Below are 17,559 nucleotides of genomic sequence, written 5' to 3' on the forward strand. Positions count from 1 at the left end.
TCGCGGACCCCGTTGTCCTGATGAGTCGGACTCCGCGGATACTCATAACGCGGAGCACGTGGTCCATCTTCCTCACCGCACCGACAAGACCGATCGGGAGGCCCGGTTTGAGCACCGGACAGTACGCGCCGCAGGCGGGCACCGGCCGCAAGCCGCTGCCGGCCGGCCGCTACGGCTCGGCCCGCCCGAGTCCACGCAGGCCGGGTAAGGCGCGGATGTGGATCGTCGGTGCGTTGGCGCTGGTCGCGGGTGGGGTCGTGGCCTATGTCGGGTACAGCAACTTCGGCAGTGCGCCCATCGAGGCGCAACGGGTCGGGTTCGCCGAGCAGCCGGGCAACGCCATGGAGGTCACGATCGACGTTCTGCGCGATGACGCGCAGCGACCAGGGGTGTGCATCGTACGCGTGCGTGACATCTCGGGCGCTGAAAGCGGCCGCAAAGAGATATACATCGCACCTGGCGCGCAGCGACTCTCGACCGTGGTTCGCAGTATCACCGAGCCCGTTACCGCAGATGTGTACGGCTGCTCGTATAATGTCCCTGAATACTTGTCAAGGGCCTAGCGGCCAACGGGGTGAATAGCGCGCCGAATGTCCGCTTCGCGCGGACGTGAGCAGCACTCACCGGCCCTAACGTGTTACCCTCGTCTACCGGCACGGCCCCAGGCGGGCCGTGTTTTTCCTTTATTCCAGCCACACACACGTGGCGGCCGGCTTGTATACCCAAGTTCGGCAGGCCCCAGGAGGAGATGGTGACCGTGAGCGGCAGCAAGGTGACCTGGCTGACCCAGGATGCCTATGACAGGCTCAAGAACGAGCTCGACGAGCTGATCGAGAATCGTCCGGTCATCGCAGCGAAGATCAACGACAGCCGGGAAGAGGGCGACCTCAAGGAGAACGGTGGCTACCACGCCGCCCGCGAGGAACAGGGCCAGCAGGAGGCCCGCATCCGGCATCTGCAGGAGTTGCTGCGCACCGCGAAGGTCGGCGAGGCACCCGCAGACGACGGGATCGCCGAACCCGGCATGGTGCTGACCGTCCGGTACGACGGTGACGACGACGAAGAGAACTTCCTGCTCGCCACGCGCGAGGAGGGCGGCGAGGGACCGCTCGAGACCTACTCCCCTGACTCGCCGCTGGGCAGGGCCCTGCTCGGCGCGAAGGAAGGCGAGACCCGCGAGTACAGCCTGCCCAACGGCAACTCGCAGAAGGTGACGCTTGTCAAGGCGGTGCCGTACAGCGGCTGAGGCCGTACGGGTATGCGTGCCCGGCTGGGGCCCTGTTCGTGGAACACCACTGGGCACGCATACACACCTATGGTGGCGAAATGACCGCCGATCTTCCCGTTTGCGCCACGTGCGCCATGCAGTACTCGGCAGCCAGGCCGGACTGCCCCATCTGTGAGGACGAGCGCCAGTACGTACCGCCCTCAGGGCAGCGCTGGACGAGTCTCGCCGAGCTGCGCGCCGGCGACTACTCCATCCGCATCGAGGAGCAGGGACCCGGTGTGCTGGGCATCGGTTCGGAGCCCGCGATCGGCATCGGCCAGCGGGCGCTCCTCGTTCCCGCCGAGTCGGGAAACATCCTGTGGGACTGCGTTCCCTACCTCGACGCCGATCTGGTCCGCCGGGTCACCGAGCTCGGTGGGCTGACCGCCATCGCGATCAGCCACCCGCACTACTACACGACGATGGTCGAGTGGGCTGAAGCCTTCGACGTACCGATCTACCTGCACGAGAAGGACCAGCAGTGGATCGGCAGGCCACACGAGCGGATCCGGTTGTGGAGCGGGCAGACCCATGAGCTCGCCGACGGCGTCACGCTGGTCAACCTCGGCGTGCACTTCGACGGCGGCACCGTGCTGCACTGGCGCGACGGCGCCGACGGCAAGGGCGCGCTGTTCAGCGGCGACATCGTCCAGGTGGTGCCCAACCGCGCGCTCGTAGCCTTCATGTACAGCTACCCGAACTACATTCCCGAACGTCCGGCCGTCGTCCGGCACGCCGGTGAGGTGCTGGAACGGTTGGCCTTCGACGACATCTACGGCGCCTGGTGGGGTGCCGTCATTCGGGGCGGCGGTGGGGCGATCGTGCGGCGCTCGGTCGCGCGGTACCTCGGCCAAGTCGCCTGAACGAGCAACTCGCGGGCTGGAGCGGGCAACTCGCGGGCCCGAGCGGGAGACTCGCGCACCTGAGCGGGGGACTCGCGGGCTAGCTGCGGGCCAGGCGTTCCAGTAGTGGGCGGACTCGTTGTGGGACCGGGGTAGACAGGGCGATCGAGGTGGAGGTGCGGCGGACCCCCGGCACGCCGACCACCTCGTCGATCACGTGCTGCAGGTCGTCGTTCGACCGGGCGACCATGCGCACGAAAAGGTCACCCTGACCGGTCGTCGCATGTACCTCACACACCTCATCGATCGCCGCCAGCGCGGCAGCCACCTCCGCGCGCCTGCCCTGCGCGATCTCCAGCACCGCGAACGCGGTCAGCCCGTACCCCATCGCGGCGAGGTCGAGCTCTGGCGGGAATCCGGTGAGCACTCCATTGGCGGCCAGCCTGTCGAGCCGCGCCTGCACGGTGCCGCGCGCGACCCCGAGCCGGCGGGCGCATTCCAGCACGCCCAGCCGCGGCGTGTCGGTGAGCAGCAGCAACAGCCGCGCGTCGAGTGCGTCCAGCATGTCTCCCGCCATAACTCAACCCTTCCTGCGCATATTGCCCAGTTTGATCAGCTAACACTGCATTTAACTAGACAGATTGTCCAGCAGAAATGGAGTCTCTTGCCCAGTATGTCTGGTCAGCGCATTCTTCGGGCATGACGAATCCCGCGCTCGACGACGTAAGTTATGACCAGCTGCGCCAGTTGGTCGGTCTTGTCGACCACGACGCCTCGGCCGATCCCTTCCCGGTCAAGGCGATGGACGCGGTCGTGTTCGTGGCGGGAAATGCTACGCAGACGGCGTGGTTCTATCAGCACGCCTTCGGCATGCAGCTCGTCGCCTACTCGGGCCCGGAGACCGGCAACGCCGATCACAAATCGTTCGTGCTGAAGTCCGGCTCCGCCCGGTTCGTGATCAACGGCGGGGTGCGGCCGGGTTCGCCGCTGCTCGACCACCACCGCCGGCACGGCGACGGCGTGACCGACCTGGCACTCGAAGTGTCCGATGTGGACAAATGCGTTGCGCATGCCCGCGCGCAGGGCGCGACGATCCTCGATGAGCCGCACGACGTGTCCGACGAGCACGGCAGCGTGCGGCGCGCCGCCATCGCCACCTACGGCGAGACGCGGCACACCCTGGTCGACCGCTCCGCATACACCGGCCCGTACCTGCCTGGTTACGTGGTGCGCGAGAGCACCGTCCACCGCCAGAACGGCGCGCCCAAGCGGTTGTTCCAGGCGATCGACCACTGCGTTGGCAACGTCGAGCTCGGCAGGATGGACTACTGGGTCGACTGGTACCACCGCGTAATGGGCTTCGTGAACATGGCGGAGTTCGTCGGCGACGACATCGCCACCGACTACTCGGCGCTGATGAGCAAGGTCGTCTCGAACGGCAACCACCGGGTGAAGTTCCCGCTCAACGAACCTGCGATCGCGAAGAAGAAGTCGCAGATCGACGAATACCTGGAGTTCTACGCCGGCGCCGGCTGCCAGCACATCGCACTCGCCACGAACGACATCATCGCCACGGTGTCGGCCATGCGCGCCGCGGGCGTCGAGTTCCTCGACACGCCGCACTCGTACTACGACGATCCCGAGCTGCGGGCGCGGATCGGCCAGGTGCGCGTGCCGATCGAAACGCTCAAGGAGCACCGGATTCTCGTCGACCGCGACGAGGACGGCTACCTACTGCAGATCTTCACCAAGCCGATCGGCGACCGGCCCACGGTGTTCTACGAGCTCATCGAGCGGCACGGTTCACTGGGCTTCGGGAAGGGCAACTTCAAGGCCCTCTTCGAAGCCATCGAGCGGGAACAGGCGCGCCGCGGCAACCTGTGAGAGACCTCCCCCAAGGCCACCTTGGTTGCAGCTGTCAAACACTGCGACGCGAAGCGTCTCCGTTTGGGCGGTGGTGGGAGACGGGTGGGCGCAACTATGGTGGCCTTGGGGGCGTTACGACATGACTGTGTAGCCGGCGCGTTCCAGTTCGGCGGCCACCTCGGCGCAGTGTGCTGGGCCGCGGGTTTCCAACTTCAGTGCGATCTCCACCTCGCCGATCGCCAGCCTGCCCGCGATCCGCGAATGCTCGATGTCGATGACGTTCGCGCCGAGTTCACTCACCCGTGTGAGCACCCCGGCCAGCGAGCCCGGCTGGTCGGGCACGCACAACCGCAGGTACAGGTAACGCCCGGCCGCAGTCATACCGTGCTGGATGATCTGCATCAGGAGCAGCGGATCGACGTTGCCACCGGACAACACCGCCACGATCGGCGTGGGGAACCTCCCCTGCTGCTCCAGCAACGCCGCCACCGTCGCCGCTCCGGCGGGCTCCACCACGAGCTTGCGCCGCTCCAGGCAGAGCAGTACGGCACGGGACAGCCCTTCCTCGCTCACGGTCACCACCTCATCCACGAGTGACGACACATGGGCGAGCGTGAGCGGACCCGGCTGACCCACCGCGATACCGTCGGCCATCGTCTGTGTGCTGGCCAGCCGCACCGGCTTCCCCGCGGCGAGCGAGGCCGGGAAGGCGGCCGCCGCCTCGGCCTGCACGCCGACCAGCTGCACCCCGGGCTTGACCGCCTTGATGGCGCTCGCGACCCCGCCGACGAGACCACCACCGCCCGTCGACACCAGCACGGTCGCCACGTCGGGCACCTGTTCCAGGATCTCGAGGCCCACCGTGCCCTGGCCGGCGATGATGTCCTCGTGATCGAAGGGGTGGATGAACACCGCCCCCGTCCGCTCGGCGAACGCGATCGCCTCGGCCAGCGCCTCCTCGAGCGTCGCACCGTGCAGGTGCACCTCGGCGCCGTACCCACGGGTGGCGGCGAGTTTCGGCAGCGGCGCCCGCTCCGGCATGAACACAGTGGACTTGATCCCCAGCAGTGCGGCGGCCAGAGCAACACCCTGCGCATGGTTGCCTGCACTCGCCGCGACCACGCCTCGCGCGCGCTCGGCCTCGCTGAGCCCGTGAATCCGCGTGTAGGCACCGCGAATCTTGAACGAACCCGTCCGCTGCAGGTTCTCGCATTTGAGGTGAACGGGACCGCCGTGTAGCCGCTCCAGATCGCGGGCATGCTCCATCGGCGTCCTGCGCACCACACCCTCGAGCAGGGTGCGCGCCTGCTGGATCCGTTCCAGGCTCACCAGTTGCATAGCCGCAGATCGTTCCCTTCGAATGACATCACCGTACGGTTACGTGCATGCCGTTCGTCACCATTGGGTAGTCTGGTGCCCGTATCGGCACCACAGAGTGGAGACAGCATGGCACGGGGGACGGCATCGCGGAGCGCACGCTCCACCGGTGTCCTGCCACTGCTCGCGGGCATCACGTCGGCGCTTGCGCTCACCGGCGCCGCGGTCTACACCGTCGGCCAGGCCGGCTGTGTCGAGCCGGGCCAGTACGTCAGGCACGACAACCACATCGAACTCGTCGGCGGCTGCGTCGACGGGAACCACCTGCCGCAGAAGGGCACTGGTCAGAACCCCTCCGCGGCAAGCGGCACCGGACCGAGCAGCAACTACCAGCAGTAGCGCGCACCTGCACTCAGCGCAGCGCGCGGGTCAGGTCCGCCACCAGGTCGCTCGCGTCCTCGATGCCCACCGACAGCCGCACCAGCTCGGCGGGAACCTGCAGCAGCGAACCGGCAACGCTGGCGTGCGTCATGCGGCCGGGGTGCTCGATCAGCGACTCGACGCCACCGAGCGACTCGGCGAGGATGAACAGCTCCGTGCGCGCCGCCATGTCGAGTGCCGCCTGCTCGCCTTCGGCGTGGGTGAACGAGACCATGCCGCCGAAGCGGCGCATCTGCTTCGCCGCGACGTCGTGGCCGGGGTGCTCGCCGAGGCCGGGGTAGTACACGCGGCTGACCTTCGGGTGCCCCAGTAGCGCCTGCGCGATCCGCTCGGCGTTGTCGCAGTGGCGCTCCATCCGGACCGCCAGCGTCTTCAGCCCTCGCAGGGTGAGCCAGGCGTCGAAGGCACCCGGCACAGCGCCGGCCGAGTTACGCAGGAAGAACAGCTCCTCGCGCAGCTCACCGGAGTTGGTCACCACGGCACCGCCGACGACGTCGGAGTGCCCACCGAGGTACTTCGTCGTCGAATGCACCACGACATCCGCACCGAGTTCGAGCGGTGTCTGCAGGTACGGCGTCGCAAAGGTGTTGTCCACCACCAGGCGGGCACCGCCCACGTGGGCGACCTCGGCGAGCACGGCGATGTCGGCGATACCGAGCAGCGGGTTGGTCGGCGACTCGCACCAGACGAGCTTGGTCTCCGGCCGCAGCGCCGCCCTGACTTCATCCACATTGGACAGATGCGCGACGCTGTAGCTGACGCCCCAGTGGGCGAGCACCTTGTCGATCAGGCGGAACGTGCCGCCGTAGACGTCGTTGCCGAGCACCAGGTGGTCGCCGGGGCGCAGCATCGTACGCAGCACGGCATCGGTGGCCGCCATCCCCGAGCCGAACGCGAGTGCATGCCGGCCGCCCTCCAGCGCGGCGAGCGCCTGCTCGAGCGCGGTGCGCGTCGGGTTGGCGGTGCGCGAGTACTCGTAGTCGCCGTCGCGGGTACCGCCGACGCCGTCCTGCGCATAGGTCGACGTCTGATAGATCGGCACGATGACCGAGCCGGTTCGCGGGTCCGGCTCCTGGCCGGCATGGATGGCGCGCGTCTCGAAACCGAGACTGGCGGGATCGTGAACCATGGCCCCAGCCTACGGCCGGGCCCGCGATCAGCGAGCCAGGGCATGCCTGGCCCGAAAACAGTCATGCCCCCGGTCCGCGGACCGGGGGCATGACGTCAGCTCAGCTGGTCACCACTGCTGCGGCGGCTGGCCGGGTTGCCCGTAACCACCGGGCTGACCGAACCCACCAGGCTGGCCCGGCGGCGGACCGCCGAAGCCGCCCGGCTGCTGCGGCGGTTGACCCGGCTGACCAAAGCCACCGGGCTGGCCCGGCTGCGGGAACCCGCCGCTGGACGGGTTGGGGCCACCGGGCTGACCGAAGGCACCAGGTTGCCCCGGCTGGGCGAACCCACCCGGCTGGCTCGGCGGGCCGAAGCCACCGGGCGGCGGGCCGAACCCACCGGGCTGACCGAAGCCACCCGGGGCGCTGGGCCCACCACCGAGACCGACGTACTGCTTCGTCGCCGGAATCAGGCCGAGTACACCGATCGCCACGACGAGGATGCCGAAGATCAGGTAGAGGGTGGGCGTACCAAGGGACTGGCCGCCCATCTGCGACGCCATCTCATCGGACACCGTCGTGCCGCTGATCAGCAGGATCGCGAACACGAGCAGCACCGCACCACCGGCCGCGAGCACGATGGGCGCGAGCTTCTTGACGGTCGCGCCGAGCCTGCCCGCCAGCGCGAGCAGCACGCCGCCCGCGAGTCCAACGGCGGCACCGATCAGGATGAAGATGATGTAGAACATCAGCGTGCCGGGCGAGGCGATACCCGCCTCCGCCAGAATGGCGTCGACATCGACGCTGTCCGGCGCGGAGTCCATGACATCCGCGAACTCGCTGATGTCGCCCATGTCGATGAACGCGAAGAGCAACCCGATGAGGCTGACGAGCGCCGCGACACCGCCGGCGATCCAGCCGAACATCGGGTTGCCGCCGCCACCGGCGGGCACGCCACCGAAACCGGGCGGCGGAGCGCCGAAGGGGCCCGGCGGCGGGCCACCGAAACCACCCTGCGCCTGCGGGTCGAACCCACCGGGCTGCCCCGGCGGCGGACCGCCGAAACCGCCGGGCTGCTGCGGCGGCTGCCCGAACCCACCCGGCTGCTGGCCGAAGGGAGCAGGCTGCTGCGGCTGACCGAAGCCGCCCTGCGGGCTCATCGCCGCGGGGTTGTCGGCCGCGCTCGGCGGGGGCGCGTACGGGATGGCGGGCGGCGGCTGCGACCCGGGCGGAACGAGCTGGGTCGACTCAGCGCCCGGCCCGTCTGCCTGCCCCGGCTGGCCCGGCTGCACGACCTGCGTGGGTTCCGGGCCATCGCCGAACTGCTGTTCCCCAAGGTGCTGTGGCTGCACCACCTGAGTCGGCTCCGAGGAACCGAACGGACTGTCTTGCTGCGCTTGAGGGCCACCAGCAGGGCCCTGGGGCGGCTGCTGCCCGCCACCCCAGGGCTGGTTCGGTGGCTGCGGAGCACTCATGTGGGTCTTGAACCCCCTTGACGCGGACCTGATGATTTTCGCTCGCGCACACGCTAGCGGATGCCACCGGGGATCGCTCGTAACGCCCCAGCCAGTCGCAGCGATGTGCACAGACCGCCTACGCGTGCCCGGACAGGAACGCGAGCAGATCTTGCCTGGTAACCACGCCGGCTGGCTTGCCACCTTCGAGCACCAGGGCACCGTCTGCCGAGGTCAGCGCGGTCATTGCGGCACTCACGGCCTCCCCGGCACCGATCGTCGGCAGCGGCGGCGACATGTGCCGCTCCAGCCGATCGGCCAGCGCCGCCTTGCCGGTGAACAGCGCATCGAGCAGATCACGCTCGTTGACCGCGCCCACCACCTCGGCCGCCATCACCGGCGGCTCGGCGCTGACGACCGGCATCTGGCTGACGCCGAACTCGCGCAGGATCGCCACGGCCTCGGCGACCGTCTCGTTCGGATGCGTGTGCACGAGGTCGGGCAGGGTGCCGTCCTTGCGGCGCAGTACGTCACCGACAGTCGCGCCCGAGGAGTCGGGCGGCAGGAAGCCGTAGGACGACATCCAGGCGTCGTTGAAGACCTTGCCCAGGTAGCCGCGTCCACTGTCGGGCAGGAGCACGACGATGACGTCGTCGGGGCCGCACTGCTTCGCGAGCCGCAACGCGGCGGCCACCGCCATCCCGCACGAGCCACCGACCAGCAGCCCCTCCTCGCGGGCGAGGCGGCGCGTGGTGTGGAAGGAGTCGGCGTCGGAGACCGCGATGATCTCGTCGGCGATGTCCCGGTCGTAGGTCTGCGGCCAGAAGTCCTCACCGACGCCCTCGACCAGGTACGGCCGTCCGGTCCCACCCGAGTACACCGAACCCTCGGGGTCGGCGCCGACCACTCGCACGCGGCCCTGCGAGGCGTCCTTGAGGTAACGCCCGGTGCCGGAGATCGTCCCGCCGGTGCCGACACCGGCGACGAAGTGGGTGATCCGGCCGTCGGTCTGCTGCCAGATCTCCGGTCCGGTCGAGTGGTAGTGGCTTTCCGGGTTGTGCGCATTGGCGTACTGGTTGGGTTTCCAGGCGCCCTCGATCTCGCGGGCCAGCCGGTCCGAGACGTTGTAGTAGGACTCGGGGTGCTCGGGCGGCACGGCGGTCGGGCACACCACGACCTCGGCGCCGTAGGCCTTGAGGACGTTGCGCTTGTCCTCGCTGACCTTGTCCGGGCACACGAACACGCACTTGTACCCCTTGCGCTGGGCGACCATCGCCAGCCCGACACCGGTGTTGCCCGAGGTCGGCTCGACGATGGTGCCCCCTGGACGGAGCTCCCCGCCGGCCTCGGCTGCCTCCACCATGCGCAGCGCGATGCGGTCCTTCACGCTCCCGCCCGGGTTGAGGTACTCGACCTTGGCCAGCACCAGCGGGCGCAGCCCCTTGGTGACGGAGTTGAGCTTGACCAGCGGGGTGTTGCCCACAAGGTCCATAACGTGTTCGGCGTACTTCATGACATCAGCGTAAACATTGCCGGTCCATCCGCCGCCGACTCGGTGTGCTCACATGGTCCGATTTGGACCCCTGTGATTAGCTCTCGTCGTCCACGTTCGAGTGAACATTCGAGGAGCACCCTTGAGATCCCTCCGGCAACCCCGCGTGCGGGCTGTGGTTACCACCGCACTCGCCGGTGCACTGGTCCTGACCGCGAGCGCCGTACCGGCGACCGCAGGCCCAACCAAGTCCCCCAACTTCACGCTCAGCGTGCTCTTCACGAACGACATGGAGTCGGCACTACTCGGTGTCGCCGGTAACAGCACTGACGAGGGACCGATCCTCGACGGCGGCGCCAACCCCTACGGCAGCCCCTCGCGGGTCGCGACCCTCATGGACGAGCTCCGCAAGGACGCCACGACCGGCAAGCCACGGCGGGGTCAGGCCGCCAAGCGCGGTGAGGTGACGCTGTCCGCGGGCGACAACTACCTCGCGGGGCCCGAGCTGTCCGCGAGCATGGCGGATGGCGCGCCGTTCTACGACGCGATCGCCGTCAACGAGATCGGTTACGACGTCAGCACGATCGGCAACCACGAGTTCGACTTCGGACCCGACGTGTTCGCCGAGTTCGTTGACGGTGTCGGCGGTTCCCTGACCTTCGTCAGCGCCAACATCGACGTCTCCGGCGAGCCCGCACTCCGCGCGCAGGCCAAGGACGGCACCATCGTCCGCAGCGACGTGGTCCGCTCCGCCGGTCAGCGAATCGGGATCATCGGCCTGACGACGCCGGAACTGCCCGCCATCTCCAGCCCTCGCAACGTGACCGTGAGCGGCGAGCTCGCCAAGATCACGAACGGGCTGGCCCGTGACTTCGCCAAGCGCGGAGTCAACAAGGTCATCCTCGTGAGCCACCTGCAGGACATCGACAACGAGCTCGCGCTGGTGCCGCAGCTGTCCGGCGTCGACGCGGTGATCGGCGGGGGCGGCGGCGAGATCCTCGCCGACCCGCAGGACCGGCTGATCCCCGGTGACGTCGCCGAGCGCGGCTTCCCGCTGTACGCCAAGGACTCGACGGGTGCGTCGGTGCCCGTGGTCACCACCACCGGCAACTACAAGTACATCGGCAGGCTGGTGCTGAACTTCAACTGGCGCGGCCAGGTGATCAGCGTCGACGAGCAGCAGACCGGCCCGGTGCGGGTGTCCGGTGTCGGCTCCGACGCCGTCGCGGGTGATCCCACCGTGCGCGCCGAGGTCGAGAAGCCGGTCGCCGAGTACCTGGAGGGCCTCACCGAGTCCGTCGTGGCCACCTCCGAGGTGCCGCTGAACGGTGTCCGCAACTCCGTGCGCTCCGGCGAGACCAACCTCGGCAACCTGGTGGCCGACAGCCTGCGCTGGGCAGGCACGCAGCGGGCCGCCGAGTACGGCGTGACGCCGCCGCAGGTCGGCATCCAGAACGGCGGCGGCATCCGGAACGACTCCACGCTTCCTGCCGGCGACATCACCGCGCTGAACACCTACGAGGTCGCGCCGTTCGCCAACTTCGTCTCGGTGGTTCCGGACGTGCCTCGTGACGTGTTCCGTCAGCTGCTGGAACGCGGTATCGCGGCCGCTCCGAGCGCGGCCGGCGCCTTCATGCAGGTGTCCGGTGTGTCGTTCACCTACGACGTCAGCCGCACCGCGCAGGTGGTCGCCGAGGGCACGAGCACGATCGTGACGCCCGGCGAGCGAGTGCGCGACGTGGTGCTGGACGACGGCACCGTGATCGTGTCCAACGGTGTCGTGGTGGACGGAGCGCCGATCTCGGTGGCCACCAACGACTTCTCGGCGCGTGGCGGCGACGGGTACCCGTTCGCGAACCTGCCGTTGACCCCGGTCGGCACCACCTACCAGCAGGCGCTGCAGGACTACCTGACCGACGGCCTCGGCGGCGAGGTGACCGCGGCGCAGTACCCGACGAACGGCAGTGGCCGGATCGTCGCGCTGTAGTAGGCACGCTGTGCGGTGAGGGCCACCCTGCCTGTGTTTCCAGGCAGGGTGGCCCTCACTGCTTTTCCGGTGCAGGATATGGGTAAGCGAACGCTTAGAGCGGACTTGAAGGAGCTTCCCCCATGCCAGAAGCTGTGATCGTCTCAGCGGCTCGTTCGCCCATCGGCAGGGCGAACAAGGGATCGCTGGTGGACCTGCGGCCCGATGACCTGACCGCGCAGATGGTGCGTGCCGCACTCGACAAGGTGCCCCAGCTCGAGCCCACCGAGATCGACGATCTGATGCTGGGCTGCGGGCTGCCTGGCGGGGAGTCCGGCTTCAACCTGGGCCGTGTGGTGGCCGTGGAGCTCGGCTACGACCACCTCCCCGGCTGCACGATCGCCCGCTACTGCTCGTCGAGCCTGCAGACCACCAGGATGGCGCTGCACGCGATCAAGGCAGGCGAGGGTGATGTGTTCATCTCGGCCGGCGTCGAGACCGTGTCGCGGTTCGGCAAGGGCAGCTCCGACTCCTGGCCGGATACCCACAACCCGATCTTCGCCGACGCGGAGGCCCGCACCGCGAAGGTCGCCGAGCAGGGCGCGGCGGACTGGACCGACCCGCGGCAGAGCGGCAACCTGCCCGACGTCTACATCGCGATGGGTCAGACCGCCGAAAACCTGGCGCGGCTGAAGGGAATCTCGCGCGAGGAGATGGACGAGTTCGGTGTGCGCTCGCAGAACCTGACCGAGAAGGCGATCGCAGACGGATTCTGGGCCAAGGACATCACCCCGGTGACCCGTCCCGATGGGACGGTGGTGTCCACGGACGACGGTCCGCGTCCCGGCGTGACCTTGGCGGGCGTGTCCTCGCTCAAGCCGGTCTTCCGGCCCGACGGCCGGGTCACGGCGGGCAACTGCTGCCCCCTCAACGACGGCGCCGCGGCGCTCGTGATCATGAGTGACACGAAGGCCCGCGAGCTCGGTATCACGCCGCTGGCCCGCATCGTCTCCACCGGCGTGTCCGGGCTGTCACCGGAGATCATGGGATATGGGCCCGTCGAGGCAAGCCGCCAGGCGTTGGCCAGGGCCGGGATGTCGATCGGCGACATCGATCTCGTGGAGATCAATGAGGCCTTCGCCGCGCAGGTGATCCCGTCCTACCGCGACCTCGGCATCGACATCGAGCGGCTCAACATCAACGGTGGCGCCATCGCGGTGGGCCACCCGTTCGGCATGACCGGTGCCCGGATCACCTCGACGCTGATCAACTCGTTGCAGCACCACGACAAGCAGTTCGGCCTCGAGACCATGTGCGTCGGCGGCGGCCAGGGCATGGCCATGGTGCTCGAACGCCTCAGCTGACATCGACTGCGGGAGTGACGGGACGTGAACCCGGCACTCCCGCACTGCTCACACGGTCTTCGGCTCGGTCAGGCACATGACGAGGGCGGGCTCGGTGTAACGCAGCGCGGCGAACGCCTCGGTGTCCCCGCAAGCGGTGTCGATGTCCGTCTGCCCTTCGACGATCTTGAGCACGGCGATCTCGGCGCTGGGGTCCGAACACTCCACGTGCTCGTAGCCCTCGGTCATCGAGGTGACATTGGCAACGCAGTCACCCTCGACGACGTTGAGCATCAGGCAGAACTTCTTGCCGTTCTCGTAGAAGATCTCGTCGTAGTCACCGTCGGGGCAGCTGTCGTTCTCCTCGTCGAGCACCACTGCCACCTTGACGGTGGCCTTGGCGTCACCGCAGTCGACCTGGGTGGGTTGGTCTCGCGCGTTGTCGGAGAACTCGGCGACATCGAGACAGTCGCCCTGCTGCGCCGCCCAGCCCGCATCCCCGAACGTCCGCAGGACGCTGAACGCCACCAGGCCGACGGCCACAGCGAGCACGACCGCCAGGCCGATTCGCAGCGCGAGCGGCTTCTTCTTCTTGGGCGGCACGCCGAAGGGCACAGGCTGGCCGTACGGGCCGGGCTGGCCGAGTGGGGGCGGCTGCTGGCCGTACGGGCCGGGCTGGCCGAGCGGAAGCGGCTGCTGGCCGTAGGCGCCCGGCTGGGCGGGCGACGGCGTCGCGAAGGGGTTCGGCTGTCCCGCCGGTGGCTGCTGGCCGTACGCCGGCTGACCCGACGGCGGCGGGCCGTAGGGATTCGGCTGACCGGGCCCCGGCTGTCCTGGAAAGGGCGGAACCGTCACGCGAACCTCGCAGAGCTGAGAGATGAGACGAACAGACGCCTGACATCTAACACCGGGCGCAGCCGCACGGGATGCCGCCGGGCCGGATCACGACGTGGCCGATCTCCCCGGCGGAGCCGTGGGCGCCCGGCTCGATGACGCCGTTGATGCCGATGGCACCGGCGATGCCCGTGCCCAGCGGCATGAACAGGAACCGGTCGGCGCCCCGGCCCGCCCCGATGCGGCCTTCGGCGAGGCCGCCGGTACGGACGTCGTGGCCCAGGGCGACCGGGATGCCGCCGAGGCGGGCGGTGAGCATGTCCCGCAAGGGGACGTCCGACCAGCCGAGGTTGGCCGCGTAGACCGCGACGCCCTTCTCGGTGTCCACGATGCCGGGCACGGCGACGCCCGCCGCCGCGGCCTCCTCGCCGAACTCGGCCAGGCCGTGGGCGCGCAGGGCGTCGGCGAAGTCGAGGATCGAGGCCACGACGGCGTCCGGGCCCCGGTCGCGGCCCGTGTCACGGCGCGCCTCGTGCAGCAGCTCGCCGTCCGGGCCGACCAGAGCGGCCTTCATTCCCGTGCCGCCCACATCGAGCGCGATCACATGTCTCACCCGGACAGTCTGACCGGTGGGGCGGGAGAGGTCTAGTCCAGTGAGGAAATCGCCTGCGGCCCGCTCACCGGGTGGAGGTGCTCCCGGCTGGGCTTCCCTGTGCCGCGACGGGGCGTCGGGGCGGGGTGGCCCCGAGTGCCGGCCGGGCTGTCGTCTGGGCCGGGTCCGGTTTCGCGTGCCGGTTCAGGATGGCCTCAGGCGACGGCTGGTCGCAGGAGGAACGAACAGGGCACGGGGAGCAGCCCCGGGTGTCTTTGGTCGCGCGGGTTCCTTCCGGCGGTGTGGCAGTGGCGCCTGGTCGTACCACTGCCACGTGCCGGGCGGCCGCGGCGTGCCGGGAGGGTCGGCGTGGGCCGGCGGTACGGGTCAGTCCTGCCCGCCGCCGGACGCCAGCACCACACTCCGCGTCAGGTTCCGTGGGCGGTCCGGGTTGTGGCCCTGGGTCTCCGCGAGGGCGACCGCGAGGCGTTGGGCGCGGACGAGGTCGGCGAGGGGGTCGGTGGTGGGGTGGTGTTCGAAGTGGCCGCCGACCCGGTGGACGTCGTCGGCGAGGCCGGCCGGGGTCTCGCCGAAGAGCCAGGTGACGCGGCCGGGGGCGGTGACGGCGATGGGGCCGTGGCGGTACTCCATGGCCGGGTAGGACTCGGTCCAGGCGCCTGCGGCCTCGCGCATCTTCAGGGCCGCTTCCTGGGCGAGGCCGTAGGCCCAGCCGCGGCCGAGGAAGGTCCACTGCTCGGCGGTGAGCAGGGGGCGGGGGAGGGGCTCGGTGACGGCGTGTTCGGCGTCGTCGGCGGCGCGGGGGACGGAGACGAGGCCGGGCAGGTCGCCGAGGGTGGCGCGGAGGAAGGCGAGGGCGGTGGTGGCGAAGCGGGTCTGGACCACGGACTCCTCGTCGGCCCAGTCCAGGACGGCCACCTCGTCGGCGGCGGTCATCACGGGGGTCGCCGGGTCGGCGGTCAGGGCCACGGTGGCGGTGCCGGCCGCGCGGACCAGGGTGAGCAGCTCCAGGACCTCCGTGGTGGTGCCCGAGCGGGTCAGGGCGACGACCCGGTCGTAGGCGCCGACGGCCCGGGCGCGGGGGAACTCCGAGGCGGCGAAGGCGTCGGTGGTGCCCTGGCCCGCGCCCTCGCGCAGGGCCGCGTAGGACTGGGCCATGAACCACGAGGTGCCGCAGCCGACGACGGCGATCCGCTCCCCGGGCCGGGGCGCGGCGGTGAAGCGGGCCGCCTCCTCGGCGGCGCGGCGCCAGCAGGCGGGCTGGGTGGTGATCTCTGCTGCGGTACGGGACATGCGCGGCTACCCCTCACGGTGGTCCGCCCGGGCGGCTCCGGTGCGGCCGCCCCCGGCGGGGCTGTGCTCTCGTACGTTCCGGCCGGCCGTGGGCCGGTGGTGCGTTCCGGCCGGTGCGGGCCGGTGGCGCCCTCCGAGGTCTGACGGTACGTCGGCCCTCCTGCGGTTCCCGTCCTGCTGTGCGGACCCGCAGGAGGCCGCGTGCGGTCCTCGTGACGTGCGGTGGACGCGGTGTGCAAGGTCGATGTGACCTCGGCACGGAAGTGCATAGCAGTCCCGGACAAGCCGGGGCAACGGCCACCGGACGTGGTCCTGGCCAGGCCCTTCGGCGGTGTACACCTTCCGGGACGTCCGGGAGTGCCCCGGACCCGGCGGATCAGGGCGAGGAGCACGGCGTGCGGCGACACCACGAGGGACGGGGCGAGGGACGAGGCGACCGGCGCGGCCGGGGAGCGGCGCGGACGGCCACCGTGCTCGCGGTCGTCCTGGCTCTGGCGGCCACCGTCGGCGGCTGCGGTTCGGGCGACGCCGTCGAGGGAGCGGACGAGGAGGTCGCCCTGCGCCTGGTCGCCCCCGAGTACGGCGACTCGGCCAAGACGAGCAGCAAGGGGTACTGGAAGCGGGTCGTGGCCAGCTTCGAGAAGGGCCATCCCGGGACCACCGTCGACGTGGAGGTGCACCCCTGGCGCACCGTCGACAAGGTCCTCGCCCGCCAGGTCGCCACCGGCAACGCCCCCGACCTCGCGGTCAGCGGCACCTACGCCTCGTACGCCGCCGACGGCGAGCTCCACCGCGCCGACGACCTGCTCTCCATCGGCACCCAGGCCGACTTCCTGCCGCCGCTCGCGCGCGCCGGGGAGATCCAGCGGGTGCAGTACGGCATGCCGTTCGCCGCCTCCACCCGGCTGCTCTTCTACAACCGCGACCTCTTCGAGGAGGCCGGCCTCACCCCGCCGAAGACCTGGGACGGGGTGCGTACCGCCGCCGAGGCGCTGAAGAAGCGGGACGTGCCCTACCCGTACGCGCTGCCGCTCGGGCCCGAGGAGGCGCAGGCCGAGACGCTCAACTGGCTGCTGTCGGGCGGCTCTGGCTACACCGACGACCTCGGCTCGTACACGCTCGACTCGCCAAAGAACGTGGAGACGGTCGGCTGGCTGAAGAAGGAGCTGGTGGGGGAGGGGCTGACCGGGCCCACGCCGCCGGGTGAGCTGGACCGTGCCGACGCCTACGCCGCCTTCGCCAAGGGGCGGGTCGGCATGGTCAACGGCCACCCCTCGCTGATGCGCGCCGCCGAACGCTCCGGTGTGCGCTACGGCGTCGTCCCCGTCCCCGGGCGGACCGAGGACGCCGGGGCCACCCTCGGCGTCACCGACTGGATGATCGGGTTCCGGCAGGCGGGCCACCCCGAGGAGGCCGGTGCCTTCCTCGACCACGTGTACAGCGAGAAGAACGTCCTCGCCCTCACCCGCGCCCACGACCTGCTCCCCGTCACTCACACCGCCTCCGACACCCTCACCGCCGCCCCCGGCAACACCACCCTGCGCCGCTTCCTCGCCGAACTCCCCGAGGCCCGCCTCTACCCGTCCGAGAAGACCTCCTGGCCCGAGCTGAGCACCCGCATCAAGGCCGGCCGCGGCTCCGGCTGGCGGTTCGGCTGTGGGGCCTGTCCGGCCCCGGCCACCCGTTCGACGGGGCCGGTGTCGTCATCGGCGATATCGCGGAGCA

16 protein-coding genes are annotated in these 17,559 nt (G+C 69.9%); 8 read left to right on the forward strand and 8 right to left on the reverse strand.

All coding sequences use genetic code 11. From position 1 onward, the window contains the following. The first annotated feature begins 107 nt into the window (after window positions 1–107). The 3 genes from ABZ863_RS25060 to ABZ863_RS25070 all read left to right on the forward strand — a co-directional run bounded on the left by ABZ863_RS25060 (window position 108) and on the right by ABZ863_RS25070 (window position 2,130). On the forward strand, window positions 108–563 hold the full coding sequence (locus ABZ863_RS25060; protein WP_358540037.1) for a DUF4307 domain-containing protein: 456 nt from the start codon (window positions 108–110) through the stop codon (window positions 561–563). A 188-nt stretch (window positions 564–751) separates the two neighbouring features. After that, a complete protein-coding gene (gene greA, locus ABZ863_RS25065) occupies window positions 752–1,246 on the forward strand; it encodes a transcription elongation factor GreA (RefSeq protein WP_358540097.1) in 495 nt (164 codons plus the stop codon). Between the two features lie 80 nt (window positions 1,247–1,326). Continuing rightward, complete coding sequence (locus ABZ863_RS25070) at window positions 1,327–2,130, forward strand: MBL fold metallo-hydrolase (RefSeq protein ID WP_358540040.1); 804 nt, start codon at window positions 1,327–1,329, stop codon at window positions 2,128–2,130. Window positions 2,131–2,209: 79 nt separating this feature from the next. On the opposite strand, the gene ABZ863_RS25075 is transcribed toward ABZ863_RS25070, so the two are convergent. Further along, the gene (locus ABZ863_RS25075) at window positions 2,210–2,686 is read right to left on the reverse strand and encodes an Lrp/AsnC ligand binding domain-containing protein (protein WP_358540043.1); all 477 of its coding nucleotides are present in this window, start codon (window positions 2,684–2,686) and stop codon (window positions 2,210–2,212) included. Window positions 2,687–2,808: 122 nt separating this feature from the next. Between ABZ863_RS25075 and hppD the strand changes: the two genes are divergently transcribed. Then, complete coding sequence (gene hppD / locus ABZ863_RS25080) at window positions 2,809–3,993, forward strand: 4-hydroxyphenylpyruvate dioxygenase (protein WP_358540046.1); 1,185 nt, start codon at window positions 2,809–2,811, stop codon at window positions 3,991–3,993. A 114-nt stretch (window positions 3,994–4,107) separates the two neighbouring features. Here hppD and ilvA read toward each other — a convergent pair whose 3' ends face one another. Then, on the reverse strand, window positions 4,108–5,313 hold the full coding sequence (gene ilvA / locus ABZ863_RS25085) for a threonine ammonia-lyase (RefSeq protein ID WP_358540049.1): 1,206 nt from the start codon (window positions 5,311–5,313) through the stop codon (window positions 4,108–4,110). 108 nt (window positions 5,314–5,421) lie between these two features. Here ilvA and ABZ863_RS25090 point away from each other — a divergent pair, with 108 nt between their 5' ends. Further along, the gene (locus ABZ863_RS25090) at window positions 5,422–5,691 is read left to right on the forward strand and encodes a hypothetical protein (protein ID WP_358540052.1); all 270 of its coding nucleotides are present in this window, start codon (window positions 5,422–5,424) and stop codon (window positions 5,689–5,691) included. Between the two features lie 13 nt (window positions 5,692–5,704). On the opposite strand, the gene ABZ863_RS25095 is transcribed toward ABZ863_RS25090, so the two are convergent. The 3 genes from ABZ863_RS25095 to ABZ863_RS25105 form a co-directional block, all read right to left on the reverse strand. After that, window positions 5,705–6,862, reverse strand: coding sequence for a cystathionine gamma-synthase (locus tag ABZ863_RS25095; protein WP_358540055.1), 1,158 nt, complete (start codon window positions 6,860–6,862; stop codon window positions 5,705–5,707). A gap of 108 nt (window positions 6,863–6,970) precedes the next feature. After that, entirely contained in the window at window positions 6,971–8,317 is a 1,347-nt protein-coding gene (locus tag ABZ863_RS25100; protein WP_358540058.1) for a DUF4064 domain-containing protein, read from the reverse strand. Window positions 8,318–8,435: 118 nt separating this feature from the next. Then, on the reverse strand, window positions 8,436–9,809 hold the full coding sequence (locus ABZ863_RS25105; protein WP_358540061.1) for a cystathionine beta-synthase: 1,374 nt from the start codon (window positions 9,807–9,809) through the stop codon (window positions 8,436–8,438). A 154-nt stretch (window positions 9,810–9,963) separates the two neighbouring features. Here ABZ863_RS25105 and ABZ863_RS25110 point away from each other — a divergent pair, with 154 nt between their 5' ends. After that, window positions 9,964–11,775, forward strand: coding sequence for a 5'-nucleotidase C-terminal domain-containing protein (locus tag ABZ863_RS25110; protein WP_358540064.1), 1,812 nt, complete (start codon window positions 9,964–9,966; stop codon window positions 11,773–11,775). A gap of 122 nt (window positions 11,776–11,897) precedes the next feature. After that, window positions 11,898–13,118 (forward strand): acetyl-CoA C-acetyltransferase, encoded by a 1,221-nt coding sequence (locus ABZ863_RS25115; RefSeq protein WP_358540067.1) that lies wholly within the window; start codon window positions 11,898–11,900, stop codon window positions 13,116–13,118. A gap of 48 nt (window positions 13,119–13,166) precedes the next feature. On the opposite strand, the gene ABZ863_RS25120 is transcribed toward ABZ863_RS25115, so the two are convergent. From ABZ863_RS25120 to ABZ863_RS25130, 3 genes are all read right to left on the reverse strand, one after another. Beyond that, window positions 13,167–13,952, reverse strand: a complete 786-nt coding sequence (locus ABZ863_RS25120; protein ID WP_358540070.1) for a hypothetical protein — start codon at window positions 13,950–13,952, stop codon at window positions 13,167–13,169. Window positions 13,953–13,998: 46 nt separating this feature from the next. Beyond that, entirely contained in the window at window positions 13,999–14,544 is a 546-nt protein-coding gene (locus ABZ863_RS25125) for an ROK family protein (RefSeq protein WP_358540073.1), read from the reverse strand. 366 nt (window positions 14,545–14,910) lie between these two features. Continuing rightward, window positions 14,911–15,834, reverse strand: a complete 924-nt coding sequence (locus ABZ863_RS25130; protein WP_358220253.1) for an SIS domain-containing protein — start codon at window positions 15,832–15,834, stop codon at window positions 14,911–14,913. A gap of 395 nt (window positions 15,835–16,229) precedes the next feature. On the opposite strand from ABZ863_RS25130, the gene ABZ863_RS25135 reads away from it, so the two are divergent. Beyond that, window positions 16,230–17,559, forward strand: a 1,330-nt coding sequence (locus tag ABZ863_RS25135) for an extracellular solute-binding protein (RefSeq protein WP_358540076.1), incomplete at its 3' end; no start/stop codon positions are given.

This window comes from Saccharomonospora sp. NPDC046836 (genome assembly GCF_040645195.1).
Taxonomy (GTDB): domain Bacteria; phylum Actinomycetota; class Actinomycetes; order Mycobacteriales; family Pseudonocardiaceae; genus Prauserella_A.